The sequence below is a fragment of the Neisseria subflava genome, from assembly GCF_024205745.1.
Taxonomy (GTDB): Bacteria; Pseudomonadota; Gammaproteobacteria; order Burkholderiales; family Neisseriaceae; genus Neisseria; species Neisseria flavescens_B.
In genome coordinates, this window is record NZ_CP073117.1 from 1,499,046 (window position 1) to 1,523,959 (window position 24,914).

The 24,914-nt window shown below is 49.9% G+C and carries 22 protein-coding genes; 13 read left to right on the forward strand and 9 right to left on the reverse strand.

Annotation, left to right across the window (positions count from 1 at the left end):
* The first annotated feature begins 74 nt into the window (after positions 1-74).
* Positions 75-764 carry a toxin-antitoxin system YwqK family antitoxin gene (locus KCG55_RS07165; protein ID WP_432761071.1) on the forward strand — a complete coding sequence of 230 codons (690 nt, stop codon included), beginning with the start codon at positions 75-77 and terminating at the stop codon, positions 762-764.
* A 46-nt stretch (positions 765-810) separates the two neighbouring features.
* On the opposite strand, the gene KCG55_RS07170 is transcribed toward KCG55_RS07165, so the two are convergent.
* The gene (locus KCG55_RS07170; protein WP_254322569.1) at positions 811-1,371 is read right to left on the reverse strand and encodes an adenine phosphoribosyltransferase; all 561 of its coding nucleotides are present in this window, start codon (positions 1,369-1,371) and stop codon (positions 811-813) included.
* A 168-nt stretch (positions 1,372-1,539) separates the two neighbouring features.
* On the opposite strand from KCG55_RS07170, the gene gmk reads away from it, so the two are divergent.
* The 3 genes from gmk (at position 1,540) to KCG55_RS07185 (ending at position 4,677) form a co-directional block, all read left to right on the forward strand.
* A complete protein-coding gene (gene gmk / locus KCG55_RS07175; RefSeq protein ID WP_107723555.1) occupies positions 1,540-2,157 on the forward strand; it encodes a guanylate kinase in 618 nt (205 codons plus the stop codon).
* Positions 2,158-2,209: 52 nt separating this feature from the next.
* Positions 2,210-2,416, forward strand: coding sequence for a DNA-directed RNA polymerase subunit omega (rpoZ, locus tag KCG55_RS07180; protein ID WP_003682294.1), 207 nt, complete (start codon positions 2,210-2,212; stop codon positions 2,414-2,416).
* A gap of 104 nt (positions 2,417-2,520) precedes the next feature.
* Complete coding sequence (locus tag KCG55_RS07185; protein ID WP_254322571.1) at positions 2,521-4,677, forward strand: RelA/SpoT family protein; 2,157 nt, start codon at positions 2,521-2,523, stop codon at positions 4,675-4,677.
* Between the two features lie 96 nt (positions 4,678-4,773).
* Here KCG55_RS07185 and KCG55_RS07190 read toward each other — a convergent pair whose 3' ends face one another.
* The 3 genes from KCG55_RS07190 to KCG55_RS07200 all read right to left on the reverse strand — a co-directional run bounded on the left by KCG55_RS07190 (position 4,774) and on the right by KCG55_RS07200 (position 6,286).
* A complete protein-coding gene (locus KCG55_RS07190) occupies positions 4,774-4,935 on the reverse strand; it encodes a hypothetical protein (protein WP_254322572.1) in 162 nt (53 codons plus the stop codon).
* Between the two features lie 75 nt (positions 4,936-5,010).
* Positions 5,011-5,472: a recombination regulator RecX gene (recX, locus tag KCG55_RS07195; RefSeq protein WP_254322574.1), complete on the reverse strand. Its 462-nt coding sequence runs from the start codon at positions 5,470-5,472 to the stop codon at positions 5,011-5,013.
* Positions 5,473-5,572: 100 nt separating this feature from the next.
* A complete protein-coding gene (locus tag KCG55_RS07200) occupies positions 5,573-6,286 on the reverse strand; it encodes a phosphoglycolate phosphatase (protein ID WP_254322575.1) in 714 nt (237 codons plus the stop codon).
* 421 nt (positions 6,287-6,707) lie between these two features.
* Between KCG55_RS07200 and KCG55_RS07205 the strand changes: the two genes are divergently transcribed.
* From KCG55_RS07205 to KCG55_RS07220, 4 genes are all read left to right on the forward strand, one after another.
* A complete protein-coding gene (locus KCG55_RS07205) occupies positions 6,708-7,973 on the forward strand; it encodes a Glu/Leu/Phe/Val family dehydrogenase (RefSeq protein WP_003685975.1) in 1,266 nt (421 codons plus the stop codon).
* Positions 7,974-8,133: 160 nt separating this feature from the next.
* The gene (locus tag KCG55_RS07210; protein WP_070645123.1) at positions 8,134-8,949 is read left to right on the forward strand and encodes an FKBP-type peptidyl-prolyl cis-trans isomerase; all 816 of its coding nucleotides are present in this window, start codon (positions 8,134-8,136) and stop codon (positions 8,947-8,949) included.
* Positions 8,950-9,045: 96 nt separating this feature from the next.
* The gene (gene purN / locus KCG55_RS07215; protein WP_254323651.1) at positions 9,046-9,672 is read left to right on the forward strand and encodes a phosphoribosylglycinamide formyltransferase; all 627 of its coding nucleotides are present in this window, start codon (positions 9,046-9,048) and stop codon (positions 9,670-9,672) included.
* Positions 9,673-9,702: 30 nt separating this feature from the next.
* Positions 9,703-10,371 carry a DUF3108 domain-containing protein gene (locus KCG55_RS07220; protein ID WP_250579203.1) on the forward strand — a complete coding sequence of 223 codons (669 nt, stop codon included), beginning with the start codon at positions 9,703-9,705 and terminating at the stop codon, positions 10,369-10,371.
* A gap of 57 nt (positions 10,372-10,428) precedes the next feature.
* On the opposite strand, the gene KCG55_RS07225 is transcribed toward KCG55_RS07220, so the two are convergent.
* Positions 10,429-11,922, reverse strand: coding sequence for an Rne/Rng family ribonuclease (locus tag KCG55_RS07225; protein ID WP_250579204.1), 1,494 nt, complete (start codon positions 11,920-11,922; stop codon positions 10,429-10,431).
* Positions 11,923-12,159: 237 nt separating this feature from the next.
* Here KCG55_RS07225 and grxC point away from each other — a divergent pair, with 237 nt between their 5' ends.
* The 3 genes from grxC to recG all read left to right on the forward strand — a co-directional run bounded on the left by grxC (position 12,160) and on the right by recG (position 15,014).
* Positions 12,160-12,417: a glutaredoxin 3 gene (grxC, locus tag KCG55_RS07230; protein ID WP_003684090.1), complete on the forward strand. Its 258-nt coding sequence runs from the start codon at positions 12,160-12,162 to the stop codon at positions 12,415-12,417.
* A gap of 21 nt (positions 12,418-12,438) precedes the next feature.
* Positions 12,439-12,873 (forward strand): protein-export chaperone SecB, encoded by a 435-nt coding sequence (secB, locus tag KCG55_RS07235; RefSeq protein WP_003745844.1) that lies wholly within the window; start codon positions 12,439-12,441, stop codon positions 12,871-12,873.
* 101 nt (positions 12,874-12,974) lie between these two features.
* Positions 12,975-15,014, forward strand: coding sequence for an ATP-dependent DNA helicase RecG (gene recG, locus KCG55_RS07240; protein WP_254322576.1), 2,040 nt, complete (start codon positions 12,975-12,977; stop codon positions 15,012-15,014).
* 68 nt (positions 15,015-15,082) lie between these two features.
* On the opposite strand, the gene gdhA is transcribed toward recG, so the two are convergent.
* Positions 15,083-16,417, reverse strand: a complete 1,335-nt coding sequence (gene gdhA / locus KCG55_RS07245) for an NADP-specific glutamate dehydrogenase (RefSeq protein WP_254322578.1) — start codon at positions 16,415-16,417, stop codon at positions 15,083-15,085.
* 413 nt (positions 16,418-16,830) lie between these two features.
* Between gdhA and KCG55_RS07250 the strand changes: the two genes are divergently transcribed.
* Positions 16,831-17,625, forward strand: coding sequence for a thymidylate synthase (locus tag KCG55_RS07250; protein WP_070591013.1), 795 nt, complete (start codon positions 16,831-16,833; stop codon positions 17,623-17,625).
* Between the two features lie 59 nt (positions 17,626-17,684).
* Here the strand turns inward: KCG55_RS07250 and KCG55_RS07255 are convergent, their stop codons facing one another.
* Positions 17,685-19,124 (reverse strand): transferrin-binding protein-like solute binding protein, encoded by a 1,440-nt coding sequence (locus KCG55_RS07255; RefSeq protein ID WP_254322579.1) that lies wholly within the window; start codon positions 19,122-19,124, stop codon positions 17,685-17,687.
* A 361-nt stretch (positions 19,125-19,485) separates the two neighbouring features.
* Here KCG55_RS07255 and smc point away from each other — a divergent pair, with 361 nt between their 5' ends.
* Positions 19,486-22,971 carry a chromosome segregation protein SMC gene (gene smc, locus KCG55_RS07260; RefSeq protein WP_254322581.1) on the forward strand — a complete coding sequence of 1,162 codons (3,486 nt, stop codon included), beginning with the start codon at positions 19,486-19,488 and terminating at the stop codon, positions 22,969-22,971.
* Between the two features lie 93 nt (positions 22,972-23,064).
* Here the strand turns inward: smc and KCG55_RS07265 are convergent, their stop codons facing one another.
* Positions 23,065-23,574: a cold-shock protein gene (locus tag KCG55_RS07265; RefSeq protein WP_254322582.1), complete on the reverse strand. Its 510-nt coding sequence runs from the start codon at positions 23,572-23,574 to the stop codon at positions 23,065-23,067.
* 154 nt (positions 23,575-23,728) lie between these two features.
* Positions 23,729-24,898: a glycosyltransferase gene (locus KCG55_RS07270; protein ID WP_254322583.1), complete on the reverse strand. Its 1,170-nt coding sequence runs from the start codon at positions 24,896-24,898 to the stop codon at positions 23,729-23,731.
* Positions 24,899-24,914 lie beyond the last annotated feature (16 nt).

A 24,914-nucleotide genomic window follows, 5' to 3' on the forward strand; every position in this document is an offset into this window, starting at 1 on the left:
GAACATATACTGCCAAACTCCATATTATGAATAATTATTTAAAATCAGGCCTGTTGGCTGCTGCTTTGTTCAGTATGCCCGTTGTCGCCTTTGCCCAGCAACATACCGTTTATTTCAATCAAAACGGTAAACTGACGGCGACCATGCCTTCGGTTGCTTATGTTCGCCAATACAAGATTGAGGCAGGCAAGGCGCAGGTGCAGGATTTTTACTATCCATCGATGAAGAAATATTCTGATCCTTATGAAGTACCTGCCGGTCAGATTAAGGTTTTTGTGCCGGCGTTGGATAACGGTACGCTGACCCTGTGGCATTTCAACGGTCAGAAAAAGATGGTCGGCAGCTATCGCAACGGTAAACCGCATGGTGAATGGGTCAACTGGTATCCAAACGGTAAAAAATCTGCGGTGATGCCTTATCAAAATGGACTGAGTGAAGGCGTGGGTTCCCGCTATTATCGAAATGGTGTGAAAGAAAGCGAAATCCAATTTAAGCACGATAAAGCCAATGGTCATTGGAAACAATGGTATTCAGACGGCAGCCCGAAAACCGAAATGATGATGAGCAATGATAAACCGACGGAGATTATCAGTTGGGATGAAAATGGCCGCATCGTGTCTGAATTGAGTATTCGCAACGGTAAACGCAGCGGCATTATTTTGGATTGGTATGATGATGGTGCGAAGAAATCCGAGCTGGTTTATAAAGACGACCAGTTGGTGAAAAAAACTTTCTGGGATACGGACGGATACGTTCTCGAATAATTTTGACAATAAAAAACCGCAGGCTGATTAGCTTGCGGTTTTTTTATTACATACAGCCTTTGTTTTGGCATAGGGTAAATAACGGCGCGCCGCTTTCACGGATTTTTTTGCCACCGTCCAAGTCGGTAAATTCCAAAATGGCAGCCGCTTCGATTACTTCGCCGCCCAGTTTTCGGATCAACTCGACACCTGCCAGCATTGTGCCGCCGGTTGCCACCAAATCATCTACCAACAAAACGCGTGCGCCCGGCTTGATGGCGTCGGTATGGATTTCTACCGTTGCTTCACCATATTCCAAAGCGTAACTTTGAGAAACCGTATCAAACGGCAGTTTGCCTTTTTTGCGGATGGGGATAAAGCCGACATTCAGCTGATAGGCCAAAGCCGCACCAATGATGAAGCCGCGCGCATCCAAGCCCGCCACGACATCAACTTTCTGCCCCATATAGCGGTAAACCAGTAAATCGACCAGCAGGCGGAAATATTCTGCGCTTTGCAAAACGGGAGTAATGTCATGAAACAAAATCCCTTTTTGCGGCCAATTTTCAATTTTACGGATTTTGTCCGCCAAAGCTTCTACGCCCATTACTTCAGGATGAATCAACATTTCGACATTCCGAAATCAAAAAGTTTTTAACACGATATTGTAGCGGTCATATGCGGACTTGCCAAATTAATCGATACAATAGCCAAATTTTGCAACATGCCGTCTGAAATTCCGAGAAACATTGTGTTGTGTTATAATTTACAGGTACATACCATCGGCTGAACCACCATGCAAAATCATAAAAAAGGCAATATTTACATCATTTCTGCCGCTTCCGGCACAGGTAAAACGACCTTGGTGTCGCGCCTGTTGAAAAATCATGACGACATCCGTGTTTCCATTTCTCATACCACACGCCAGCCGCGTGAGGGTGAGACACATGGTGTGCATTACCACTTTGTTCCCAAAGAAGAATTTGAATCACTGATTGAGCAAAGAGCCTTTTTGGAACACGCCAATGTGTTCGGCAATTATTACGGCACCAGCATCGCCGGCGTAAATTCGTTGAGCGAAGAGGGCTATGATGTAATTTTGGAAATCGATGTGCAAGGTGCGGCGCAAGTGCGTAAATCGTTGCCTGAAGCCAGCAGCATTTTTATCCTGCCGCCTTCCTTTGAAGTTTTAGCGCAACGTTTGATCGGCCGTGGTACAGACAGTGAAGAAGTTATTCAAACGCGCCTTTCAAAAGCCCGTCATGAGATTGAGCAATCCGTTTTGTTCGATTACGTTGTCGTGAATGACGATTTGGATCGTGCCGAAGCCGATTTGTTCCACATTATTAAAGCAGGCCGTCTGAAAAAATCCTCTCAACAGGGATTTATCTCAAACCTGTTGGAAAATTCCTAAAAAACAGCGAAAATAACCGTTTATTTGAAACATAGAAAGAAAGCAAGCAAACATGGCCCGTATTACTACTGAAGACTGTACAGGTAAAATCCCTAACCACTTCGACCTTACCCTCGTTGCCGCCCGTCGCGCACGCCAATTAGAAAACGGCAATACGCCTTTGGTTGACGACATCCGCAACAACAAACCAACCGTTACCGCCCTGCGCGAAATCGCAGCCGGACAAATCGGAACCGAGCTGCTGACCCGCAACAAATAAACCAACCGGCAAACCGATAAAACCGCCGCGCGGACTGTATCGGTGCGATATCACAACCGATACAGTCTGACGGCTTAAAAATAGCCATAAAAGGCCGTCTGAAAATGCCAGCCCCACTGCCTACCGCCCTCTATGATCCGTTGACAGCAGAAGCGCGCGAGCTTCTGTTTCGCACCGCATCCTATCTCAATACCAACGAGCAGGCCGAGCTTGAAAGAGCCGTTGCCTACGCTTTCCACGCCCATGACGGACAAACCCGTAAAAGCGGCGAACCCTACATCACCCATCCCCTTGCCGTTGCCACGCAGCTTGCGATTTGGCACATGGATGTTCAAGGTCTCTGCGCAGGCGTTATGCACGATGTATTGGAAGATACGGGTGTAACCAAAGTCGAAATGGCGGCAGAATTCGGCGATACCATTGCTGAAATGGTAGACGGTCTCTCCAAGCTGGAAAAACTCAAATTTGAAGATCATGCCGAGCATCAGGCGGAAAGTTTCCGCAAGCTTATCCTCGCCATGACTAAAGACGTGCGCGTCATCGTCGTCAAACTTGCCGACCGATTGCACAATATGCGCACCCTTGGCTCTATGCGTCCGGAAAAACGCCGCCGCATCGCCAAAGAAACCCTCGAAATCTATGCTCAAATCGCCAATCGCATTGGCCTGAACAATGCGTATCAAGAGCTTCAAGACTTATCGTTCCAAAACCTCCACCCAAGACGCTACGAAACCCTGAAAAAAGCCATGGACAACAGCCGCAAAAATCGCCGCGATGTTGTCGGTAAAGTGTTGCGTGCATTCAGTCAGCGTTTGGTTGGTGTCAATATTGAAGCCAAAATCAAAGGCCGCGAGAAAAACTTATACAGCATCCATCAAAAAATGCTGGCTAAAAAGCTGCGTTTTGCAGAAGTGATGGATATCTATGGCTTTCGGGTCATCGTAAACAACATTCCTGCCTGTTACGCCGCGTTGGGCGCATTGCATAATTTATACCACCCCAAGCCCGGCCGTTTCAAAGACTATATCGCCATTCCGAAAAGCAACGGCTACCAAAGCCTGCACACAACCTTGGTCGGCCCTTATGGTTTGCCGATCGAAGTGCAAATCCGTACGCGTGAAATGGACGCTGTGGCTGAGGGCGGTATTGCCGGCCATTGGATTTACAAATCTGGTGAAAACACTCCGGACCAAGCCGTCCTCCATATGAACCGATGGATGAAAAATATTCTTGACCTGCAAGCCAGTAGCTCAAATGCCATCGAGTTTCTGGAGCATGTCAAAGTCGATTTGTTCCCTAACGAAGTCTATATCGTTACCCCGAAAGGCGATATCCTTACCTTGCCGAAAGGTGCGACGCCGATTGACTTTGCCTATGCCGTACACACCAATATCGGTCATAAAACCGTTGCCGCGCGTATCAATAACGTCATGATGCCGCTGCGCACCAAGCTGAAAACCGGCGATACGGTAGAAATCATTACTTCCGAGCATGCCAAGCCTAATGTAGCATGGCTGAACTTTGCCGTTTCCAGCCGTGCGCGCAGCGCCATCCGCCAATACATTAAAAATCTGAATCGTCACGATGCCGTTGTTTTAGGTGAAAACCTGCTGCAAAAAGCTTTATCCAGTCTGTTGCCTAAAGACATCCTGCTTTCAGACGACCTCAAAGAAAAATACCTTGCCGATCTGAATACCAAACAAACCTCGTTTGAAGAGGTTCTTTACAATGTCGGTATGGGGCATACTTTGCCGGTACACGTTGCCATGCACATTGCCGAGTTGGCAGGCCAACATTTTGGCAGCACGGTCAAGCTCAGTCCGATCAAAGTCAACGATCAGGAAACCGGCCGGATTCATTTTGCCGAATGTTGCCATCCGATTCCCGGCGATGCGATCCGCGCCTTATTGGTCAAAGACAAGGGTATGATTATCCACCGTGATACCTGCCAAACTTTGGTCAAAGCCGATCCGGAAGAGCAACTCGATGCGGGCTGGGACAGTTTGCGCAATCAAACGTACCGCACCATCCTCAATGTCAAATCCGAAGATGCGCATGGTTTGCTTGCCTCAATGGCGCAAGCGATTTCCAATTCCGGTGCGGACATCGAATCTGTCGATACGCCGACCAAAGCGCAAGCAGGAACAGAAGGTTTTGTAGAATTTAAATTCACAATTAAAGTTAAAGACTTGGATCAGGTTAATCAGATTATTCATGAAATGCATGCCAATCCGAATATCCGCAAAGTGATTCGAGGATAATCTTGTTATAAGCAAAGGCCGTCTGAAAGCATTTTCAGACGGCCTTTTTGATGTTTACAAATAAAAGCTGTTGGCTTTTTTGTAATTGGATTGGGTTTAACTCAACCAAAAACGGAAAACCAAAAAGAAAACTAAGGCCAAAACGCCGGCCCAAACCAGTAACATAAATCCGGCTACTGCCTGACCCAAGCGGTAAACAGAATTTTTGCGTTCGTCTTCGAGTAGGGGATTAGGTGTATCGTGCGGTTTGTCGGACATGATGAAGCTCTGATTGAATTATTGAATAAAAGCGTAAGGGTACGCCGATAGAAGCAAAGATTCAAGTGGGAATGATTATTGATAGAAGTCTTCGTCTTCATTCCACGCGGTTTTTAAGGCCGTCTGAATGGTGTCGGCGCCAAAGCCGCGATAGGCAAGGAAACGCGCTTGTTTTTGTTTTTCTTTCAAATCTTGAGCTTCTTGCTTGAATTTTTTACGCAAGACGGAAATGGCGGTTTGCAGCTCGTCCTCCCTGTCGGGTAAGAATTCCCGACAGTCGTCTGCATCGATACCTTGTTGCGCCAAGGCTTGCTTGAGGCGGAGCGTGCCGTAACGGTTGCTCTTGCTGTGAATATAGGCTTCTGCATAACGCTGGTCGGATTGCCAATTCCGTTCGGCGAATTCGTCCAAAACCTTTTCCAATTCTTCTTCGCTTTCAGCGTGGGGAGCCAGTTTGCGTTTCAAGCCGACACGGCTGACTTCCTGACGGGAAAGAATATCCAAGGCGCGGGCGCGTAAGGTTTTGGGAAGTTTCATGGGGATATGGAAGGAGAGGGATTTTAACTACATTGAATTACATTTCAGACGGCCTGATTGGGTAAAAACACCGAAAAGGCCGTCTGAAAATAAAGCCGAATTATTCTTCGTCTTTGTTTTTTTGCGGTTGCAGATTTTCGTAGATTTCAGGCAGGGCGCGAATCAACAAATCAGGTTTGGTCGCTTTGTCTTGGGAGAGCAAGGTCATGTCGCCGTAGCCGAATGTTACGCCGACGCTGAAACAACCGGCTGCTTTGGCAGCAAGAATGTCATTTTTAGAGTCGCCCACCATCAGCATATTGGCAACGTCGATGCCCAAAACTTCGGCCGCATGTTGAAGCGGCAATGGGCTGGGTTTTTTCTCGGTCAGGCTGTCGCCGCCGAGAACCAAGCTGAAGTAGCCATCGAGATTAAGCTGTTTCAGCAACTCAGCAGCCAGAATTTCATTTTTGTTGGTAATGACAACTAGAGGAATACCCAAGGACTTGAGCAGGCCGAGGCCGGCTTCGGTTTCAGGGTAGGGGCGGGTAAAGTCGCTCAAATGCTCGCGATAATATTTCATAAAGAACACAAAGCCTTTTTCCCAGATTTCGGGAGCGGTTTCTTTTTCACGATCATTGGTAATGACGCGATGAACCAACTTGCTGATGCCGTCACCGACATAACTTTCAACCGTTTGGGTAGGTAAAACAGGTAAACCCAAGTGCGCACACATGGCTTGGGCTGCTGCGGCCAAATCGGGAACGGAATCACATAAGGTACCGTCCAAATCAAAGGCAACGGCTTGGACGTGTTCTAAAGCAGCAGTGGTCATTGAGTAACTTTCTGTCATATTATTTAAGCGGTTATTTTAACATTGTTTGCCTGATTTGCCGATGTTTTGCCGATTCTTTAAAAAGATGTTTGTTTAAATTGTTAACAATTTTTGATGGTGTAAGACTGTCAGCCTATTGGGAATGTGAAAGGGATTTTGTCAACAAAAAGGGTGGTTTGGTAGGTATTAAAAAACAAAGGGTTTGTGTGTTTTTTTGAATGGTTTGATGAGCATTTATACTAGGCCGTCTGAAAATTTTTTGGTTGGTGTGCCGATATTTTCAGACGACCTCAAACTAAATTCATATATAAATGAATAGATTCGCTTTTTATCGACTACACGCTATTACATTTTTGTCCGTTTTTGTATATAGTAACGTGTATGGCTCTCGTCTAATCATATGTATGAAAAGGAAAAATACATGTCCGCATCTGCTGTAAAAGAAACGCTGAATCCGTTTGAAATTGCGCAAAAACAAGTGAAAACTGCCTGCGACCGTCTGAATGCCGATCCAGCAGTATTTGAAATCTTGAAAAAGCCGCAACGTGTTTTGGAAGTCAACTTCCCTGTCAAACTCGACAACGGTACAGTAGAAAACTTCACCGGCTACCGTTCACAACACAATAATGCCGTCGGCCCTTACAAAGGCGGCGTGCGTTTCCATCCTAATGTGAATATGGACGAGGTTAAAGCCCTGTCTATCTGGATGACCATCAAATGCTGCGTGGCCGGTATTCCTTACGGCGGCGGTAAAGGCGGTATTACTTTGGATCCGCGTAACTATTCCGAAGCGGAATTGGAACGCATCGCCCGCGCTTATTCCGAAGCTATTTCTCCGCTAATCGGCGAGAAAATCGATATTCCTGCACCTGATGTGAATACCAACGGCAAAATCATGTCTTGGATGGTTGATGCCTATGAAAACGTGGTGAAACATTCTGCACCGGGCGTGTTCACCGGCAAACCGGTTGAGTTTGGCGGTTCCTTGGCGCGTACCGAAGCCACCGGTTACGGCGTAAACTTCGCCGCTGTCCAAGCTTTGGAAAAACTGGGCAAAGACGTGAAGGGTGCCACTTACGCCATTCAAGGTTTCGGTAATGTGGGCTACCACACCGGTTACTATGCACACAAAGCCGGTGCGAAAATCGTTGCCGTATCTACAGTTGACGTTGCCATCTACAACGAAAACGGCTTGGATATGGAAGCAATCATCAAAGAATTCCAAACCAAAGGTTTCATCACCAACGAAGCCGGCTACGGCAAAGAAATCAGCAATGCCGAACTTTTGGCTTTGGATGTGGACGTACTCGCCCCTTGCGCGCTGGAAAACCAACTGACTTCTGAAAACGCCGGTAAAGTCCGCGCGAAAATCGTGGTTGAAGGCGCAAACGGCCCGACTACTCCAGAAGCAGACGTTATCCTGCGTCAAAACGGCGTATTGGTTGTTCCTGATATTTTGGCAAACTGCGGCGGCGTGGTGGTATCCTATTTCGAATGGGTACAAAACCTGCAAGGCTACTACTGGGAGTTTGACGAAGTTCAAGAGAAAGAAACCGTTGTCTTGCGCCGTGCGTTCCGCGATATTTGGAACTTGGCTCAAGAATACGATGTCGACCTGCGTACCGCTTCTTACATGATGAGTATCCGTCGTGTTGAAAAAGCAATGAAACTGCGCGGCTGGTATTAATCGTTTGACCGATAGCTAAGAGTAGGCCGTCTGAAACCTGTTTTCAGACGGCCTTAATGTTTTTGATAAGCGCCTTTACAAATTTTAATCCACCTTGATTCCATTTCATTCAAACTCAGCTATAATCCCCTTTTTTGACCTTTCCGGAAAAGACATAATCATGAACAAAACTTTCAAATTCAGCGCATTGGCTTTGTCTGCTTTGTTGGCACTGACTGCTTGCAACCAAAAAGATACTGCCGCTAAAGACGCTCCTGCTGCTTCCGCAGCTTCAAATGCGACTGCAGATGCTTCTGCCATCGGTTCTACTGCCCAACAAGCCAGCTACGCAATGGGTGTGGACATCGGCCGTTCATTGAAACAAATGAAAGACCAAGGTACGGAAATCGATTTGAAAGTCTTCACTGAAGCCATGGAAGCCATGTTTGAAGGTAAAGAAGTTAAAATGACTGAAGCTCAAGCTCAGGAAGTGATGATGAAATTCCTGCAAGAGCAACAAGAAAAAGCTACTGCCAAACGTGCTGAAGATGCCAAAGTAAACTTGGAAAAAGGCGAAGCGTTCTTGAAAGAAAACGCGACTAAAGAAGGCGTGAAAACCAGCGCTTCCGGTCTGCAATACAAAATCACCAAAGAAGGCGAAGGCAAAAAACCGACTAAAGACGACGTGGTTACCGTTGAATACGAAGGCCGTCTGATTGATGGTACCGTGTTTGACAGCAGCAAAGCCAACGGCGGCCCAGTAAGCTTCCCTGTAAGCCAAGTAATTCCAGGTTGGACTGAAGGTATCCAGCTCTTGAAAGAAGGTGGCGAAGCAACATTCTACATCCCTGCTAAATTGGCTTACCGCGAAGTTGGCGCCGGCGATAAAATCGGCCCGAACGCTACTTTGGTATTCGACGTGAAACTGGTTAAAGTCGGCGCGCCTGATGCTGCTGCGCAACAACCTGTACAAGTTGACGTACAAAAAGTTCAATAATCCGAATCAAGGCTTACGCCCTTAAACAACGGATAAAAGGCCGTCTGAAAAATTCCGTTTCAGACGGCCTTTGTTCCAAACAAACAAGGAATTATGATGAAAAATATCGTCATCCTTATTTCCGGACGCGGCAGCAATATGCAGGCGATTGTGAATGCCAATATTCCCGATGCCAACATTGCAGCCGTATTGAGCAACAGCGAGACCGCAGCCGGATTGGCATGGGCGGCAGAACGCGGTATTGTCACTGACAGTTTGAACCATAAAAACTTCGACTCGCGTCTGGCATTTGATCAGGCCATGATGGAGAAAATCGATGCCTATCAGCCAGATTTGGTTGTATTGGCGGGCTTTATGCGTATTTTGACTCCGGAGTTCTGCGCACATTATGAAAACCGCCTGATCAATATCCATCCGTCCATTCTGCCTTCTTTCACCGGTCTGCACACCCACGAACGCGCATTGGAAGCAGGTTGCCGAGTGGCAGGCTGCACCATCCATTTCGTGACGCCCGAGCTGGATTGCGGCCCGATTATTTCGCAAGGCATTGTTCCTATTTTGGACGGCGATACCGCTGACGATGTTGCCGCACGCGTGCTGACGGTTGAACACCAGCTGTTTCCGCAAGCCGTTGCCGATTTTGTTGAAGGCCGTCTGAAAATCGAAGGCAACCGCGTTTTGAATGCACAACACAATGCCGCCGGTCAAAGCCTGCTGGCTTGATTGAAACACCATACACACAAGGAAAACATCATGAATCCGATTAAAACAACCTTGCTGACACTTTCCCTGCTCACAGCCTCCGTCGGCGCGCAAGCCGCTGAATTGCCGCAATCTGCCGTTTTACAATACTCAGGCAGCTACGGTATTCCTGCGACCATGACCTTTACACGCAGCGGCAACCAATACAAAATCGTCTCTACCATCAAAGTACCGCTTTACAATATCCGCTTTGAATCCGGCGGCAGCATCAACGGCACGACCCTGCATCCGTCTTACTACAAAGATGTACGCGGCGGTAAATTGTATGCCGAGGCCAAATTCTCCGGCGGCAACATCACTTACGGCAAAGCAGGTGATTTGAAAACCGAAAAATCCGGCCCGGCCATGGACTTGTTTACTTTGGCATGGCAACTGGCCGCCAATGACGTACGCCTGCCGTCGGGTTTGAAAATTACCAACGGTAAAAAACTGTACACCGTCGGCAGCATGAACAAAATCGGTAGCGAAAGCTATAAACTGAACGGCGGTACAACGCCTGTGAGCAAATATCGCGTCCGCCGTGGCGACGATACCGTTACTTACTCTTTTGCTTCCGATATCGACAATATCCCTGCGCAAATCAGCTATACCGATGACGGCAAAACCTACAACTTGAAACTGACTTCCGTCAAAATCAACGGTAAAGTAGTGAAACCGTAATCTTTATTTGCTCAAACAAGAAGGCCGTCTGAAAAGTTTTCAGACGGCCTTTTATCTTTACAGCAACACAATATCGTATTGTTCCTGCGTGTAGGCGGTTTCGACTGCCAGCGAAATTGGCTTGCCGATAAAGTCTATCAACATCGCCAGTGATTGCGATTCTTCGTCTAGGAACAAGTCGATGACATTCGGAGCGGCCAAAATGCGGAAGGCTTGGACATCGTAGCGGCGCGCTTCGCGGACGATTTCGCGTTGGATTTCGTAGCACACGGTTTGCGGCGTTTTCAGACGGCCCCTGCCTTGGCAGGAAGGGCAGGGTTCGCAGAGAATTTGGCTTAAGTTTTCACGCGAGCGTTTGCGAGTCAGTTCAACAAGGCCTAGACTGGTAAAGCCGTTGAGGGTAACGCGGGTACGGTCGAAACTGAGGGCTTTGGCAAGTTCTTGCAGGACGGCTTCGCGGTGGATCTCTTGCGCCATGTCGATGAAGTCGATGATGATGATGCCGCCGAGATTGCGCAGGCGAAGCTCTCGGGCGATGGTGTGGCAGGCTTCGAGGTTGGTGCGGAAGATGGTTTCATCAAAATTGCGCGCGCCGACAAAGCCGCCGGTATTGACATCGATGGTGGTCATGGCTTCGGTGGACTCGATGATGAGGTAGCTGCCGAAGTTGAGGTTGACGCGCGGTTGCAGAGCGCGGGCGATTTCCTGTTCGATGTTGTGGGTTTCAAATAGGGGGCGTTCGCCTTTGAACAGCTCGATTCTGCCCAATGCGCCTTGAACGTATTGTTCGGCAAACTGGGTCATGCGGCGGTGGTTTTCTGTCGAGTCGACCAGGATTTTGTGCGTATCGAGGCTGAACATATCGCGCAATACGCGCAGGCTCAAAGGCAAATCTTGATAGAGCAGGGTTTCGGGCGGCTGAATTTTTGCCTGTTTTTGAATGTGTTCCCACACTTTGGTCAGATAGTTGATGTCTGATTGCAGTTGGGCATCGGAAGCGTTTTCGGCGTTGGTGCGGATAATGTAGCCGTGGCAGGCGTTTTCGGGCAGAAGGTTGTTGAGGCGCTCCCTTAAATTGCTGCGTTCGGCATCGTCTTCAATGCGTTGTGAAATGCCGATGTGGTCTTCTTGCGGAAGATGGACGAGGAAACGGCCGGCCAGTGAGATTTGGGTGGACAGGCGCGCGCCTTTGGTGTTGATGGGGTCTTTGATGACCTGAACCAAAACGGACTGACCTTCAAAGAGCATGTGTTCGATGCGTTGGGTTTCGTCCGGATTGCGGCGTTGTTCGAGGACATCGACGATGTGCAAAAATGCGGCGCGTTCCAAACCGATATCGATAAACGCGCTTTGCATACCGGGGAGAACGCGTTTGACAACGCCCAAATAAATATTGCCAACCAAGCTGTGGCCGCTGTTGCGCTCGATGTGCAGCTCGCAGATATTGTTCTCTTCCAAAACGGCCACACGCGTTTCTTGCGGCGTAATGTTGACGAGGACGGTTTCGGACGGACGCACGGCGTCCTTAGGGATGGGAATTCCTGAAAGCATGGGGATACCTGATTTTGAATAGAAAAAATTTTGCGATGTGTTCTTCTCCAAAAAACAAATGGCAAAAGTCATTCTGCGAAAGCGCTTATCATACTTTAATTATGGTTTTTCCGCATCTGCACAAATGTTTATGGCCAAGAGGCCGTCTGAATGTTTTTTACAACCGTACGGCGGGAATACTTGTAAAATAACACCTATGCCCATATAGTCATGAACATTGGTATTTTGGAAGAAATCATGCAAACCGTTACTGTTTATACCGGTCCATATTGCCCGTACTGCACCATGGCGAAAAGGCTGTTGCAGGCGGTGGGTGTGAAAGAAATCAACGAAATCCGCATCGATGGCAACCCGGAAGTTTTTGCCGAAATGCAGCAGCTTTCCGGCCAGCGCAGCGTGCCGCAGATTTTTATCGGCGACACCCATGTCGGTGGCTTTACCGATTTGTACCGCTTGCAGCAGGAAGGCAAGTTGGACGAATTACTGAATCCTTAACCCTTAACTTAGGAAAATAAAATGAGCGAAGAATTGCAACCCGTATTCAGCGTTGAGCGTCTGTATGTAAAAGACTTGTCTTTGGAAGTGCCTCACGCACCACAAATCTTCTTGGAACAAGGCGAGCCTGAAGTGGATATGCGCGTTTCTACCGGCAACACCAAACTGGAAGACGGTTTCTACAGCGTTGACGTTACCGTGACCGTAACTGCCAAACTGAACGAAGAGCGCACCATGTTCTTGAACGAAGTTACCCAAAGCGGCATCTTCCGTCTGGAAAACATTCCTGAAGAAGACGTACAACTGCTGTTGGGCGTTGCTTGTCCGAACATCCTGTTCCCTTACGCACGCGAAGCCATTTCCAACAGCGTAACCCGCGCTGGCTTCCCACCTGTACTGCTTGCTCCGATCAACTTCGAAGCAATCTACCAACAACAACAGGAAGCTAACGCTTAATCGCGTTATACCTAAATTAAGGCCGTCTGAAACATTGCGTTCAGACGGCCTTTTTGTTTTCGGATAAAATACAGCAAACTTTCAATCAGCTGCCTTTTAAGATGACGCCCGAAACCCAAAAACAGCTCAAAATCACCGATGTTTCCGCCAAGAAGCTCGATAAACTTAACCTCCATACTGCATGGGATTTGGTGTTGCACCTGCCGTTGCGTTACGAGGACGAGACGCACATCATGCCGATTAAGGATGCACCGATCGGCGTGCCGTGTCAGGTCGAGGGCGAAGTCATCCATCAGGAAGTGACATTTAAACCGCGCAAGCAGCTGATTGTCCAAATCGCCGACGGTTCCGGCAGCGTCCTTTTTCTGCGCTTTATCCACTTTTATGCCAGCAACCAGAAACAGATGGCGGTCGGCAAGCGCATCCGCGCCGTGGGCGAAATCAAGCACGGGTTTCACGGCGACGAGATGATTCATCCTAAAATCCGCGATGCCGAGAGCAGCGGTTTGGCAGAAAGCCTTACGCCGATTTATCCGACCGTAAACGGTTTAAATCAACCCACTTTGCGCCGTATTATTCAGACGGCCTTGGACGTTACGCCGTTGCACGACACCTTGCCTGATGCTTTATTAGGCCGTCTGAAATTGCCGCACCTTGCCGAAAGCCTGCGCCTTTTGCATTCGCCGCCGCCAAGCTTCACCATTCATCAACTTTCAGACGGCACGCTGCCTGCATGGCAACGGCTCAAATTTGACGAACTTTTGGCGCAACAGCTTTCTATGCGCTTGGCACGGCAGAAGCGCGTCAGCGGCTCGGCCACGGCATTGGGTGGCGACGGCACATTGACTCAAGCCCTGCGCCACGCTTTGCCGTTTGCCCTGACTGATGCGCAAGAAAGAGTTGTTTCCGAAATCTGCCACGATATGGTGCAAACCCATCCCATGCACCGCCTGCTGCAAGGCGATGTCGGCAGCGGCAAAACCATTGTGGCCGCCTTGTCTGCTTTGACGGCTATCGAATCCGGCGCGCAGGTAGCTGTAATGGCGCCGACTGAAATCCTTGCCGAACAACATTTCATCAAGTTCAAACAATGGCTTGAACCTTTAGGACTCGAAGTCGTCTGGCTTTCCGGCAGCCAGCGCAAAAAAGCCAAAGACGAAGCCAAAGCCAAACTTGCCGACGGCACTGTCAAAATCGCCGTCGGCACACACGCCCTGTTTTCAGACGACGTCGAGTTCCAAAATCTGGGCTTGGTGATTGTGGACGAGCAACACCGCTTCGGTGTCACCCAACGCCTCGCCCTCAAAAACAAAGGGCGCGACGTCCACCAGCTGATGATGTCCGCCACGCCCATCCCGCGCACGCTCGCCATGAGTTTCTTCGCCGACTTGGACGTGTCTGTTATTGACGAGTTGCCGCCCGGACGTACGCCGATTAAAACCCGCCTCGTCAACAACGTCCGCCGCGCCGAAGTCGAAGGCTTCGTCCTTAATATTTGTCGCAAAGGGCAGCAGGCATACTGGGTCTGCCCGCTGATTGAAGAAAGCGAAACCCTGCAACTGCAAACCGCCACCGAAACCCTCGAGCAGCTTCAGGCGGCATTGCCCGAACTCAGCATCGGCTTGGTGCACGGGCGCATGAAAGCTGCCGAAAAAGCCAAAGTCATGGCGGAATTTGCTGCAGGTCGTCTGAATGTATTGGTCGCCACCACCGTTATCGAAGTCGGTGTAGATGTGCCCAACGCCGCCCTGATGGTCATCGAACATGCCGAGCGCATGGGCTTGGCGCAGCTGCACCAATTACGCGGACGGGTAGGGCGCGGCGCGGCAGAAAGTATGTGCGTCCTCCTGTTTGCCGAACCCTTGAGCGAACTCGCCAAAGCGCGGTTGAAAGTCATCTACGAACACACCGACGGCTTTGAAATCGCCCGCCAAGACCTCAACATCCGCGGCCCCGGCGAATTTCTTGGCGCGCGGCAAAGCGGTGTCCCCATGCTGCGCTTCGCCAACCTCGAAGAAGACCTGCACCTTTTAGAACAAGCGCGCGAAATTGCCCCGATGCTGATTGAACAAAACCCTGAAATCGTCGAAGCGCATTTGGCAAGATGGCTTTCCAGCAGGGAAGGTTATTTGGGCGTATAAGGTTTGCTTTAAAAGAAAAAGGCCGTCTGAAATATTTCAGACGGCCTTTGATTTGGCTGGATAGGGGTTTAGAAACCTTGCGCCAACATGGCGTCGGCTACTTTGACGAAACCGGCAATGTTCGCACCATTGACGTAGTTCACTTTGTCGCCGACTTTGCCGTATTTCAGGCAGGATTCGTGGATGTTGTGCATAATGTCAAACAGGCGGCTGTCCACTTCTTCGCGTGTCCAAGACAGGCGGATGGCGTTTTGACTCATTTCCAAACCTGAAGTCGCTACGCCGCCGGCGTTGGAGGCTTTGCCCGGAGCGTAGAGGATGCCGGCTTTGATAAATTGTTCGACTGCGCCCAAAGTTGATGGCATGTTGGCACCTTCGGCAACCACATAGCAACCGTTGGCCAGCAGGATTTTGGCAGCGTCTGCATCCAATTCGTTTTGGGTGGCGCAAGGCAGAGCGACTTCAGCCGCGATGTTCCACGGTTTTTGGTTTTCAAAGTATTGCAGGCCTTGTTCTTTGGCATAAGTGGCCACGCGTTCGCGGCGTACTTCTTTCAGCTCGATCAAAGCGGCCAGTTGCGCTTCGGTCATACCGCTGTCAGGGAAGAGGACAAAGCCGTTGGAGTCGGAAACGGTCAATACTTTTGCACCCAGTTGGATGGCTTTTTCGGCAGCATATTGCGCCACGTTGCCGGAGCCGGAAATCAACACGCGTTTGCCTTCGATGCTGTCGTTGCGGGTTTCCAACATGGCTTGGGCAAAATACACGCAGCCGTAGCCGGTAGCTTCGGGGCGAATCAGACTGCCGCCCCATTCGAGGCCTTTGCCGGTCAGGACGGAAGCAAATTCGTTGCGGATTTTTTTGTATTGGCCGAACAGATAGCCGATTTCGCGGCCGCCTACGCCGATGTCGCCGGCAGGGACGTCGGTATCGGAGCCGATGTGGCGGTAGAGTTCGGTCATAAAGGCTTGGCAGAAGCGCATTACTTCGGCATCGGATTTGCCTTTAGGATCAAAGTCGGAACCGCCTTTGCCGCCGCCCATAGGCAGGGTGGTCAGCGCGTTTTTGAAGACTTGTTCAAAAGCGAGGAATTTCAACACGCCTAAATCGACGGTAGGGTGGAAACGCAAGCCGCCTTTGTAAGGACCAATGGCGGAATTCATTTGGATGCGGTAGCCACGGTTGACTTGGACTTGGCCTTTGTCGTCCATCCAAGTGACGCGGAACATAATCACACGCTCCGGTTCAACAATACGCTCAAGCAGGCTTTGTTGGGTGTATTTCGGGTTTTTCGCCAAAAACGGATCCAAACTCATGAACACTTCTTCAACAGCTTGATGGAAGGGTTCTTGGTTGGGGTTGCGTTGTTTGAGATTGGTAAATAGAGTGTTCAGGTCGGTCATTTTTCTACTCCTATTGAGTGAGATATTTCAATATTTATGTTTTGAAATATAGCCGTAAAAATTTTACTTGCCAAGAAAAATTTTGCCTAGATTGTTGACATTATTTTTTTACCAACTTGTAAAAATAGAATTATATTTTAAATATAATTAAAAATATCTAAAAATATTTTATAAAATATGTTTTAATAAAAATAAAGTGCTAAGTAATTAAACTAGAAAATGTTGAAAAATTTTTTGTAAAAATTTAATTCAGCTCAAAATTTGTGTAAATTAGCGCTAAATTGTCAACATTGTTAATGAGTGTACTACGCAAATATAGGGAAGGTTGCCCCATTGAAGACAGAGAGGCAGGCCGTCTGAAAATTCGGTACAATACACACGAAATTCCCACAACACATACACTAAGGAAACACATGAAAGCCTATCACGACCTTATGCGCCATGTTCTCGACAATGGTATCGACAAATCCGACCGTACCGGCACCGGAACGCGGTCTGTGTTCGGTTACCAAATGCGTTTTGATTTGAGCGAAGGCTTTCCGCTGTTGACCACCAAAAAACTGCATCTGCGCTCGATTATTCATGAACTGCTTTGGTTTCTCAAAGGCGATACCAATATCAAATACCTGAAAGACAACAACGTTTCCATTTGGGACGAATGGGCGGATGAAAACGGCGATTTGGGCCCGGTTTACGGCTACCAATGGCGCAGCTGGCCTGCACCCGACGGCCGCCATATCGACCAAATTGCCAATGTGGTGGAACAAATCAAGAAAAATCCCGACTCACGCCGTCTGATTGTATCGGCATGGAATCCGGCTTTGGTCGACGAAATGGCCTTGCCGCCTTGCCACGCACTGTTTCAGTTTTACGTTGCCAACGGCAAACTGTCCTGCCAGCTTTACCAACGCAGCGCCGATATTTTCCTTGGCGTACCGTTCAACATAGCCAGCTACGCATTGTTGACCATGATGATGGCGCAAGTGTGCGGCCTGGAAGCCGGTGAGTTTATCCATACGTTTGGCGATGCGCATTTGTACAGCAACCATATCGAGCAGGCCCAGCTGCAATTAAGCCGCGATTTCCGAAACCTGCCAACCATGAAAATCAACCCTGAAGTCAAAGACTTGTTTGCCTTCAAATTTGAAGACTTTGAGCTGGAAGGCTACGATCCGCATCCGCACATCAAAGCAGCCGTATCGGTGTAATCCAAGTTAAAAAACAAAAGGCCGTCTGAAACTTCAGACGGCCTTTTGTTTAGGCAGGGTTATTGACGTTTCGCGCCATAGCCACCGATTAAGTGTTCGGTTGCATCTTTGTTTTTCAAGCCGTAAGTGCCACCAATTTCTGCAGCATTTGGGCCGTAGAATTTGCCGTTCAGATTACCGCTTAACTTGTCATCGGCCGTGCTGACTTTACCGGAGAAGAGGTTGCCGTCTTTCCAGCTTGCCGTACCTTTGAAATCGTAGTTTTTATCTGCTTTAGATACGCGCTTACCATTTTCCAAAGTATGGAAGTGTGAGTTTGACGTTTCAAAACGGACACCTTTGAGGCCGAAATCAACGATAGCCATGACATTGGAAGTCAACTGACGATTGTTCTTGTCGGTAACCACATAGGCAGTGGAAATACCTTTGTAGGTGGCTGTACCTTTTGCAGGCAGGGTAGTGAAGACAGTTTCATCGCCTAGGCTTTGGTAGCCTTGGTATACATGTCCTTTAGGGTCGGTGTAATGCGCGAAGGTTTGATATGTCCAGCCGGCCGCAGAAGGATCATGCAAAACAATTTTGGTACCGTCATCAAAATTGATGACATAGACACCGTCGAATTGTTTGTCAAAAACTAAGCCGTTTGTATCGGTGCGGAAGTAGGCTAACTTATCACTGTCAATTTTATTAAAGGTTGCCAGACCAGTGCGATGTTGCAGATTTTTTTGGTATAAAGAGTCTAATTCTTCAATTTTAGCTTTAATTTCCTTTATTTTGTCATGGTCAACTTGACCAGACTCTGTGTTTTGTTCTTTTTTTAGATTTTCTTTTTCAGCTTCTAATTTCTTATAAAGTTCAACAATACGTTCATCCAAAGTTGATTTACCGTATGCAAATTCGGTATTTTTCTCTTTGCCTGTTTGTTCGCTGATATCTGTTTCAGTATTTCCTTTTGAATATACTTTGGCAATAACAGAAGCATAACTTGTCCATGTAGGTTGGGTTGCGCTGCCATTGCTGGTTTTGTTAAACAATACAACGCCGTCCATTTTGACTTCATCATTGCTGTTAAAGTCAATAGAACTGATCAGGCCATTTTGGTTACGGTCTTGATTGTCTGTTTGGAACATTTTGCCTGTGGCATCTTTGCGGATTTGTACGTTAGGATTGGATTGCTGCGCACCTTTGGAGGATATGAAATGTGTGTGCAAAGGCTGGCTAACGTTGGCCGGATCGATTGGAGCTTCATCGGTCAGTTCGGCAAGCTTGTCGGCACGGTTGGTAAGCGTAGTAGACGGCGCTTTCTGAGTGTTGGCATTGCTGTTGTTATTGGCAGAATTGCCATTTTTGCCAGCAGAATTGCCGGTATTATTGGTAGGAGTCGCGCCGGTGCTTAAAGCAGATGAACCGCCGCCTCCGCCACCACCGCATGCGGACAAAATGGCTGTGCTGACGGCCGTGAAAACGATGGTTTTAAGTTTGGTTTGAATGTTTGACATGGTATTCCCTGTATGGTTATTCGCTTGATGAAAAGGTTGGAGAGATCGTTTATCTGATTTTTAAACCTTTAATTTCCGATAATAACCATAAATCATAAAAAAATAAACAGTTTGTTTGCATTTCTGTACAAAAATTAATCAAAGGGCAGGTGGTTGGGTAGATGTTTTTTAGTTAATTGTTTTATATGAATTTATTTTAAATATTTTAGTGAGTTCGATAGCTGGGCTGTTTCTTTTTAACAAACTTTTCAGACGGCCTTTGGAAGATAAAAAAGCAGTCGGACTTTATGGATGCTTTTCTCTCAACGGATAAGCGTATTTCCGTTAAAATACGCCTTCTTTTCCGATTCGAAACATTGTCATGCGCCTGACCCACATCAAACTCTCCGGCTTCAAATCTTTTACCGACCCGACCACGATTCATGTGCCGGGGCAGCTTGTTGCGGTTATCGGGCCGAACGGCTGCGGCAAGTCGAATGTAATTGACGCGGTGCGCTGGGTGTTGGGCGAGGCTTCGGCGAAGCAGCTTCGCGGCGAGAGTATGCAGGACGTGATTTTTAACGGTGCGGCGACGCGCCGTCCTGCGCCGAGGGCTTCGGTGGAACTGGTGTTTGACAACAGCGACCACAGTTTGCAAGGGGCGTGGGGGCAGTATGCCGAGGTGAGCATCAAGCGGCAGCTGACGCGGCAGGGTGAATCGACTTATTTTATCAACAATCAGACCGTACGCCGCCGCGACATTACCGATTTGTTTTTGGGTACGGGCGTGGGCGCGCGCGGTTATGCCGTTATCGAGCAGGGGATGATTTCGCGCATCATCGAAGCGCGGCCGGAGGAGTTGCGCGCCTATATCGAGGAGGCTGCGGGCGTGTCCAAATATAAGGAACGCCGCAAGGAGACGGAAGGCCGTCTGAAAGACACGCGCGAGCATTTGCAGCGTTTGGGCGATTTGCAGAACGAGTTGGCGCGTCAGGTGGAAAAGCTGGAGAAACAGGCGGAAACCGCCGAACGCTACAAATCCCTGACCGCGCAGTTGAACCAACAACAGGATTTGCTTGATTACGCCCAATGGCAGCAATCGCTTGCTGTCGCCGACAAGGCGACAGCGCAGCATCAGTCTTTGCAGGCGCAGCAGGACGAAACCGCCGCGCAGGTTCAGGCGTTAAATGACGAAGTACACGCCTTGCAGACTGCCGAACAGTCGCAGCAGCAGGCGGTGCATGAATTGAGCAACAAACGCGGCGTGTTGCGCGAGCAGATTGCCCGTTTGGAAGAACAAATCCGCCATCAGCAAAACCTGCACCAACGCATCGAACGCGACAAGCAGGCGGCGCAGGCGCAGTTGCAACGCATCCATCAGGAGCAGCAGCAAATCCGCGTGCAGCTTGAAGAAAACGAGTTGCAGGCCGAAGAAAAGCAAACTGAGTTGGCGGAATGGGCGATGCAGGTTGCCGAACACGAAGAGCGTCTGCCCGAATTGGAAGAAGCCCAAGCCACGCTCAACGCCGCCTTCCAAACCCAGCAGGACGAGGCAAACCGCATCCGCCGCGAACTGGCGTTGAAGCAGCAACAGCTTGCCCATGCCGAACAAACGATTGCCAAGCATGAAGAGCGTAAAGGCCGTCTGAAGCAGGAAAACCAAGCCTTGAACCTGCCCGACGAAGCCGAAACCGCCGCCGCGCAGGAAGCCGCCGCCTTGTTGCAAAGCCAGCAAGAGCATTACGAAGAACAAATCATTGCCGCCGAAGAAGTCTTACACGCCGCCCGCGAGGCGTTTCAGACGGCCTCAAACCGCTTCCAAAGCCTGAAGCAGCAATACATCACTTTACAGGCGCAGCAGCAGGCGTTGTCGCAAATCCTGTCGCAACAGCAGGAAGCCGCCGACTTCTGGCAGGCAACCGACCACGCCGCCGCGCCGCAACTGTGGCAACACATCACCGCGCCCGCCGAGTGGCAGCACGCCCTGTCCGTCATCCTTGCCGAACGCCTGCACGCCCGCAGCGTGCCGCAAGGCTTCGTTCCGCCCACGCCTTTGCCGCAAGGGCAGGCGGCATGGCTTTCAGACGACCTCTCCGGCGGCATCAAAAAATCCCTGCCCGTACAGGCATTGCTGAACCAAATCCAAGCGCAGCCGCCGTTTCAGACGGCATTGCACCACTGGCTTGACGGCGTATTGTGCGCGCCCGATTTGAATTACGCCCTCGCGCATCAAAGCGATTTGGGCGCACACCAAATCTGGCTCACGCCCGAAGGCCATCAGGTCGATAAAGTCAGCGTCCTGCTCTATGCCAAACCCGCGCAGGAAAGCCTGATTACCCAAAAAGCGCGCCTCGACGGCATCGCGTCCGAACTGGAAAACCTCGCCCCCGAACTTTCCGCCGCCGAAGTCGCGTTTAAACAGGCAGAGGTTGCCGTGCGCTCGTCCGAAACGCAGCACAAAAACCTGATGCAGCAGCAACAGCAACACACGCGCCAATACAGCCAAGCGCAGCAACGCGCCGCCGAACTTCTGGCGCGTACCAACCAAGGGCAAATCCGCCGCGAACACATCGAGCGCGAACTGGCGCAGTTGGCGGAAGAACAGACCGTGTTGCAACACACGTCCGACGGGCTTTCAGACGACATCGCTACTTTGCAGGAAGCCGCCGCCGAACTCGAACACCAGCAGCAAACCACCGCACACAGTCGCCAAGAGCAGCAAGGTCGTCTGAAACAGGCGCAGCTTGCCCTATTGGAAGCCAACCGCCAATACGGACTGGCCGAAGTCGCTGTCCACAAGCTAAACCAGCAAAAACAAAACTACCAACAGCAAATTGCCCAGCTTGAACAGCAAACCTTCGACTGGCAGGAACGCCAGCAAGAGCTTGCCCTCGCCTATGAAACCGAGTTCCAAAACGACGAGCAGCACATCAAGCTCGACGAGTTGACCGAAGCCGTACAAACCTTGGACGAAGAATATATTGTTGTACAAGAGAAACTGGCTCAGATACAAGAGAAGGGTAGGGAGCAATACGCTAAAGTGCAAACCCTGCAAACCCAGTTGCCACAGCTTCAGGCCGCTACCCAAACCGCCCTGTTGCAGCAGCAGGAAGCCCTGATTAACGCCAAACGCTACCATCAAAACCTGACCGAACGCGCTGCTGATTTGGACGCGCTCGAAGCGTTGGCGCAAGAATCGCCGAAAGTATTGAACAGCAGCATCGGCAGCCTCACCCAACAAATCGAAGCCCTCGGCGCCGTCAACCTCGCCGCCCTGCAAGAACTCGAAGAAGCGCGCGAACGCGACGGCTACTACCGCAGCCAGAGCGAAGACGTGCAGGCCGCCATCACCCTTTTGGAAGAAGCCATCGCCCAAATCGACGACAAAACCAAAGCGCGTTTCAAAGAAACCTTCGACGCCGTCAACGGCAAAGTCCAAACCTTCTTCCCGACCCTGTTCGGCGGCGGCGAAGCCACCCTCAAAATGATAGGCGACGACCTCCTGACCGCCGGCGTGTCCATCATGGCGCGCCCGCCCGGCAAGAAAAACAGCACCATCCACCTCCTCTCCGGCGGCGAAAAAGCCCTCACTGCCATGAGCCTCGTGTTCGCCCTGTTCAGCCTCAACCCTGCCCCCTTCTGCCTCCTGGACGAAGTCGACGCCCCGCTGGACGATGCCAACACCTCGCGTTTCTGCAACCTGGTCAAAGAAATGTCGGCGCAAACCCAGTTCCTCTACATCTCCCACAACCGCCTGACCATGGAAATGGCAGAGCAGCTCGTCGGCGTAACCATGCAGGAAAAAGGCGTATCGCGGGTTGTTGCCGTAGACATCAAGCAGGCATTGGAAATGGCTGAGCCGAATTGAGATAAGAACAAAGGCCGTCTGAAAGAATGAGGAAGAAATCTATAATTTCATCTTCCCATTTTTTCAGACGGCCTTTTTGTATTGGATAAAGCGTTATTGTTTTGAAGTATTATCTTTGGCGCGTTGAGGCTGTACCGAGCGTTGGTTGCTGCGGTTGACGGCATCGCGCCATGCTTTGCGTTCGGCTTCGATTTTGGCGGCTACTTCGTGAACCATGGTTTCTTGTTTTTTAACGGCTGGCTCTTTGGGTGTGTTGTCGGAAAAGTGGAGGCCGTACCACAAGACGGCGAAAATGCTGCAGACGAAGATAACGGCAATCAGGCCGATGATGGCTTGTTTGCCGGCAAGGGGTTTTTCGGGGGGAGGGACGAGGACATCGAAGCAGTCGGCGCAATCGAGGGCGAAGCAGACGTTTTCGGCTTCTTTGCGGCCGCGTCGGCCTTCTGTGATGTTGAAGGAGATGTGTTGCCCTTCGGCCGGAAGGCGGGTAAGGGTGGTGAAGGCGGCAAGGGCAAGAAAGATTTCTTGGCCTGTGTCTTCTATGGTAGCGGCGCCGAAGCCGCGCTTGTTGTTCCAGCGAGTAATCGTTCCGTAATAGCGCATAATGTATGTGGGGATATTATTATAGGTAACAGTTTTTCTTTGGACTGATTTTAAATCAAAAAGTTTAGTTATTGTCTTAATTTTACACTAGATTTGTCTTGTTGGAAGCAGGCAGGCCGTCTGAAGGATTTCAGACGGCCTGTATGGTTTATGCCTACTTATTAAGCACTTTTTGGAAGGTGTCGATCAGGTGTTGCGCAATGGCACGGCTGCCAAATTGTTGCAGGCAATCTTGGCGCAAACGGACGGAATCGTATTGTGCATGGTTTTCGTAGAGGGTGAGCAATGCTTTGGTCAGTTCCGGTATGTTTTCGATTGGCACCAGCAGGCCGTTGTCGGATGTGACGATGGATTCGGGGCCGCCGCAACGTGTGGCGATAACGGGCAAACCTTGTGACAGTGCTTCGATATAGACGACGCCGAAGGTCTCGGTACGGCTGGCGAGGACGAATGCGTTGCTGTGGCGCATGAGATCTAAGGTTTGGTCGGTGGTTAATGCGCCGGTAAAGGTAACGGCGTGATTGATGCCCAAGTCGCTTGCCAGTTGTTTCAGACGGCCTTCTTCTGCGCCGCCGCCGCCGATTTTGAGTTTGAGCTGCGGATAGGTTTTGAGTGCTTCTGCAAAAGCAGGCAGGAGCAGGTCGTGGCCTTTGAGGTGGCGCAGGTGGGAGACGCTGCAGAAGGTAAAGTCTTGATTGTTTTTTTCGGGGAGCTCGAAATCCTGTTCAAAATTGCCACCCAGCATATTGGGCAGGTATTGCCAGTCTGTACCGGCGTAGGTTTTTTCGAGAATGCGGCAGAAATCACGGCTGACGGCGAACCGGGCCGCGCTGTGGCGCACGGCTTCGTGCATGGACGGCCATTGGTTTTTGCGGACAAGGCCGCGTGAAATGGCGCTGCTGTGTTCGGTAATCACATAGGGAATGCCGTATTTTTTGAAGATGGCGCAGGCCAAAATGGCGGCGTAGTTGACGCAATGGGCATGAATTACGTCGGGTTTGCCGTTGTCGGCGATATAGGCTTCAAAAGCTTTCATGCCTGCGTTGACCCAGCGGATGCGGTCGATATCGACAACCGGGCAGCGCGGGAAGAAATACATGCTGTCATAGGCGTAAGTGTTGAGTCCGCCTTGCTGATGGCGGCGCAGGCCGTAGAAGCGCGAGAAGATGGTTTTCGGCTGGCTTCTTAAGTAGCGGAACATGGGCACGACCATGCCGATTTTCATGCCTTCGCGTTGCAGGGCTTGGGCTTGGAGGCGGAAAAAGATTCCGTCCACGTCGGTTTCGGAAGAAGGATACCAAGAGGGGATAACGACAATATGCATGATGTGTTTTTTATGG

Excerpts from the sequence above, each read along its gene's own strand:
- KCG55_RS07165 (WP_432761071.1), top strand. The coding sequence starts at position 75 with ATGCCCGTTGTCGCCTTTGCCCAGCAACATACCGTTTATTTCAATCAA.
- KCG55_RS07170 (WP_254322569.1), bottom strand. The coding sequence starts at position 1,371 with ATGTTGATTCATCCTGAAGTAATGGGCGTAGAAGCTTTGGCGGACAAA.
- gmk (WP_107723555.1), top strand. The coding sequence starts at position 1,540 with ATGCAAAATCATAAAAAAGGCAATATTTACATCATTTCTGCCGCTTCC.
- rpoZ (WP_003682294.1), top strand. The coding sequence starts at position 2,210 with ATGGCCCGTATTACTACTGAAGACTGTACAGGTAAAATCCCTAACCAC.
- KCG55_RS07185 (WP_254322571.1), top strand. The coding sequence starts at position 2,521 with ATGCCAGCCCCACTGCCTACCGCCCTCTATGATCCGTTGACAGCAGAA.
- KCG55_RS07190 (WP_254322572.1), bottom strand. The coding sequence starts at position 4,935 with ATGTCCGACAAACCGCACGATACACCTAATCCCCTACTCGAAGACGAA.
- recX (WP_254322574.1), bottom strand. The coding sequence starts at position 5,472 with ATGAAACTTCCCAAAACCTTACGCGCCCGCGCCTTGGATATTCTTTCC.
- KCG55_RS07200 (WP_254322575.1), bottom strand. The coding sequence starts at position 6,286 with ATGACCACTGCTGCTTTAGAACACGTCCAAGCCGTTGCCTTTGATTTG.
- KCG55_RS07205 (WP_003685975.1), top strand. The coding sequence starts at position 6,708 with ATGTCCGCATCTGCTGTAAAAGAAACGCTGAATCCGTTTGAAATTGCG.
- KCG55_RS07210 (WP_070645123.1), top strand. The coding sequence starts at position 8,134 with ATGAACAAAACTTTCAAATTCAGCGCATTGGCTTTGTCTGCTTTGTTG.
- purN (WP_254323651.1), top strand. The coding sequence starts at position 9,046 with ATGAAAAATATCGTCATCCTTATTTCCGGACGCGGCAGCAATATGCAG.
- KCG55_RS07220 (WP_250579203.1), top strand. The coding sequence starts at position 9,703 with ATGAATCCGATTAAAACAACCTTGCTGACACTTTCCCTGCTCACAGCC.
- KCG55_RS07225 (WP_250579204.1), bottom strand. The coding sequence starts at position 11,922 with ATGCTTTCAGGAATTCCCATCCCTAAGGACGCCGTGCGTCCGTCCGAA.
- grxC (WP_003684090.1), top strand. The coding sequence starts at position 12,160 with ATGCAAACCGTTACTGTTTATACCGGTCCATATTGCCCGTACTGCACC.
- secB (WP_003745844.1), top strand. The coding sequence starts at position 12,439 with ATGAGCGAAGAATTGCAACCCGTATTCAGCGTTGAGCGTCTGTATGTA.
- recG (WP_254322576.1), top strand. The coding sequence starts at position 12,975 with ATGACGCCCGAAACCCAAAAACAGCTCAAAATCACCGATGTTTCCGCC.
- gdhA (WP_254322578.1), bottom strand. The coding sequence starts at position 16,417 with ATGACCGACCTGAACACTCTATTTACCAATCTCAAACAACGCAACCCC.
- KCG55_RS07250 (WP_070591013.1), top strand. The coding sequence starts at position 16,831 with ATGAAAGCCTATCACGACCTTATGCGCCATGTTCTCGACAATGGTATC.
- KCG55_RS07255 (WP_254322579.1), bottom strand. The coding sequence starts at position 19,124 with ATGTCAAACATTCAAACCAAACTTAAAACCATCGTTTTCACGGCCGTC.
- smc (WP_254322581.1), top strand. The coding sequence starts at position 19,486 with ATGCGCCTGACCCACATCAAACTCTCCGGCTTCAAATCTTTTACCGAC.
- KCG55_RS07265 (WP_254322582.1), bottom strand. The coding sequence starts at position 23,574 with ATGCGCTATTACGGAACGATTACTCGCTGGAACAACAAGCGCGGCTTC.
- KCG55_RS07270 (WP_254322583.1), bottom strand. The coding sequence starts at position 24,898 with ATGCATATTGTCGTTATCCCCTCTTGGTATCCTTCTTCCGAAACCGAC.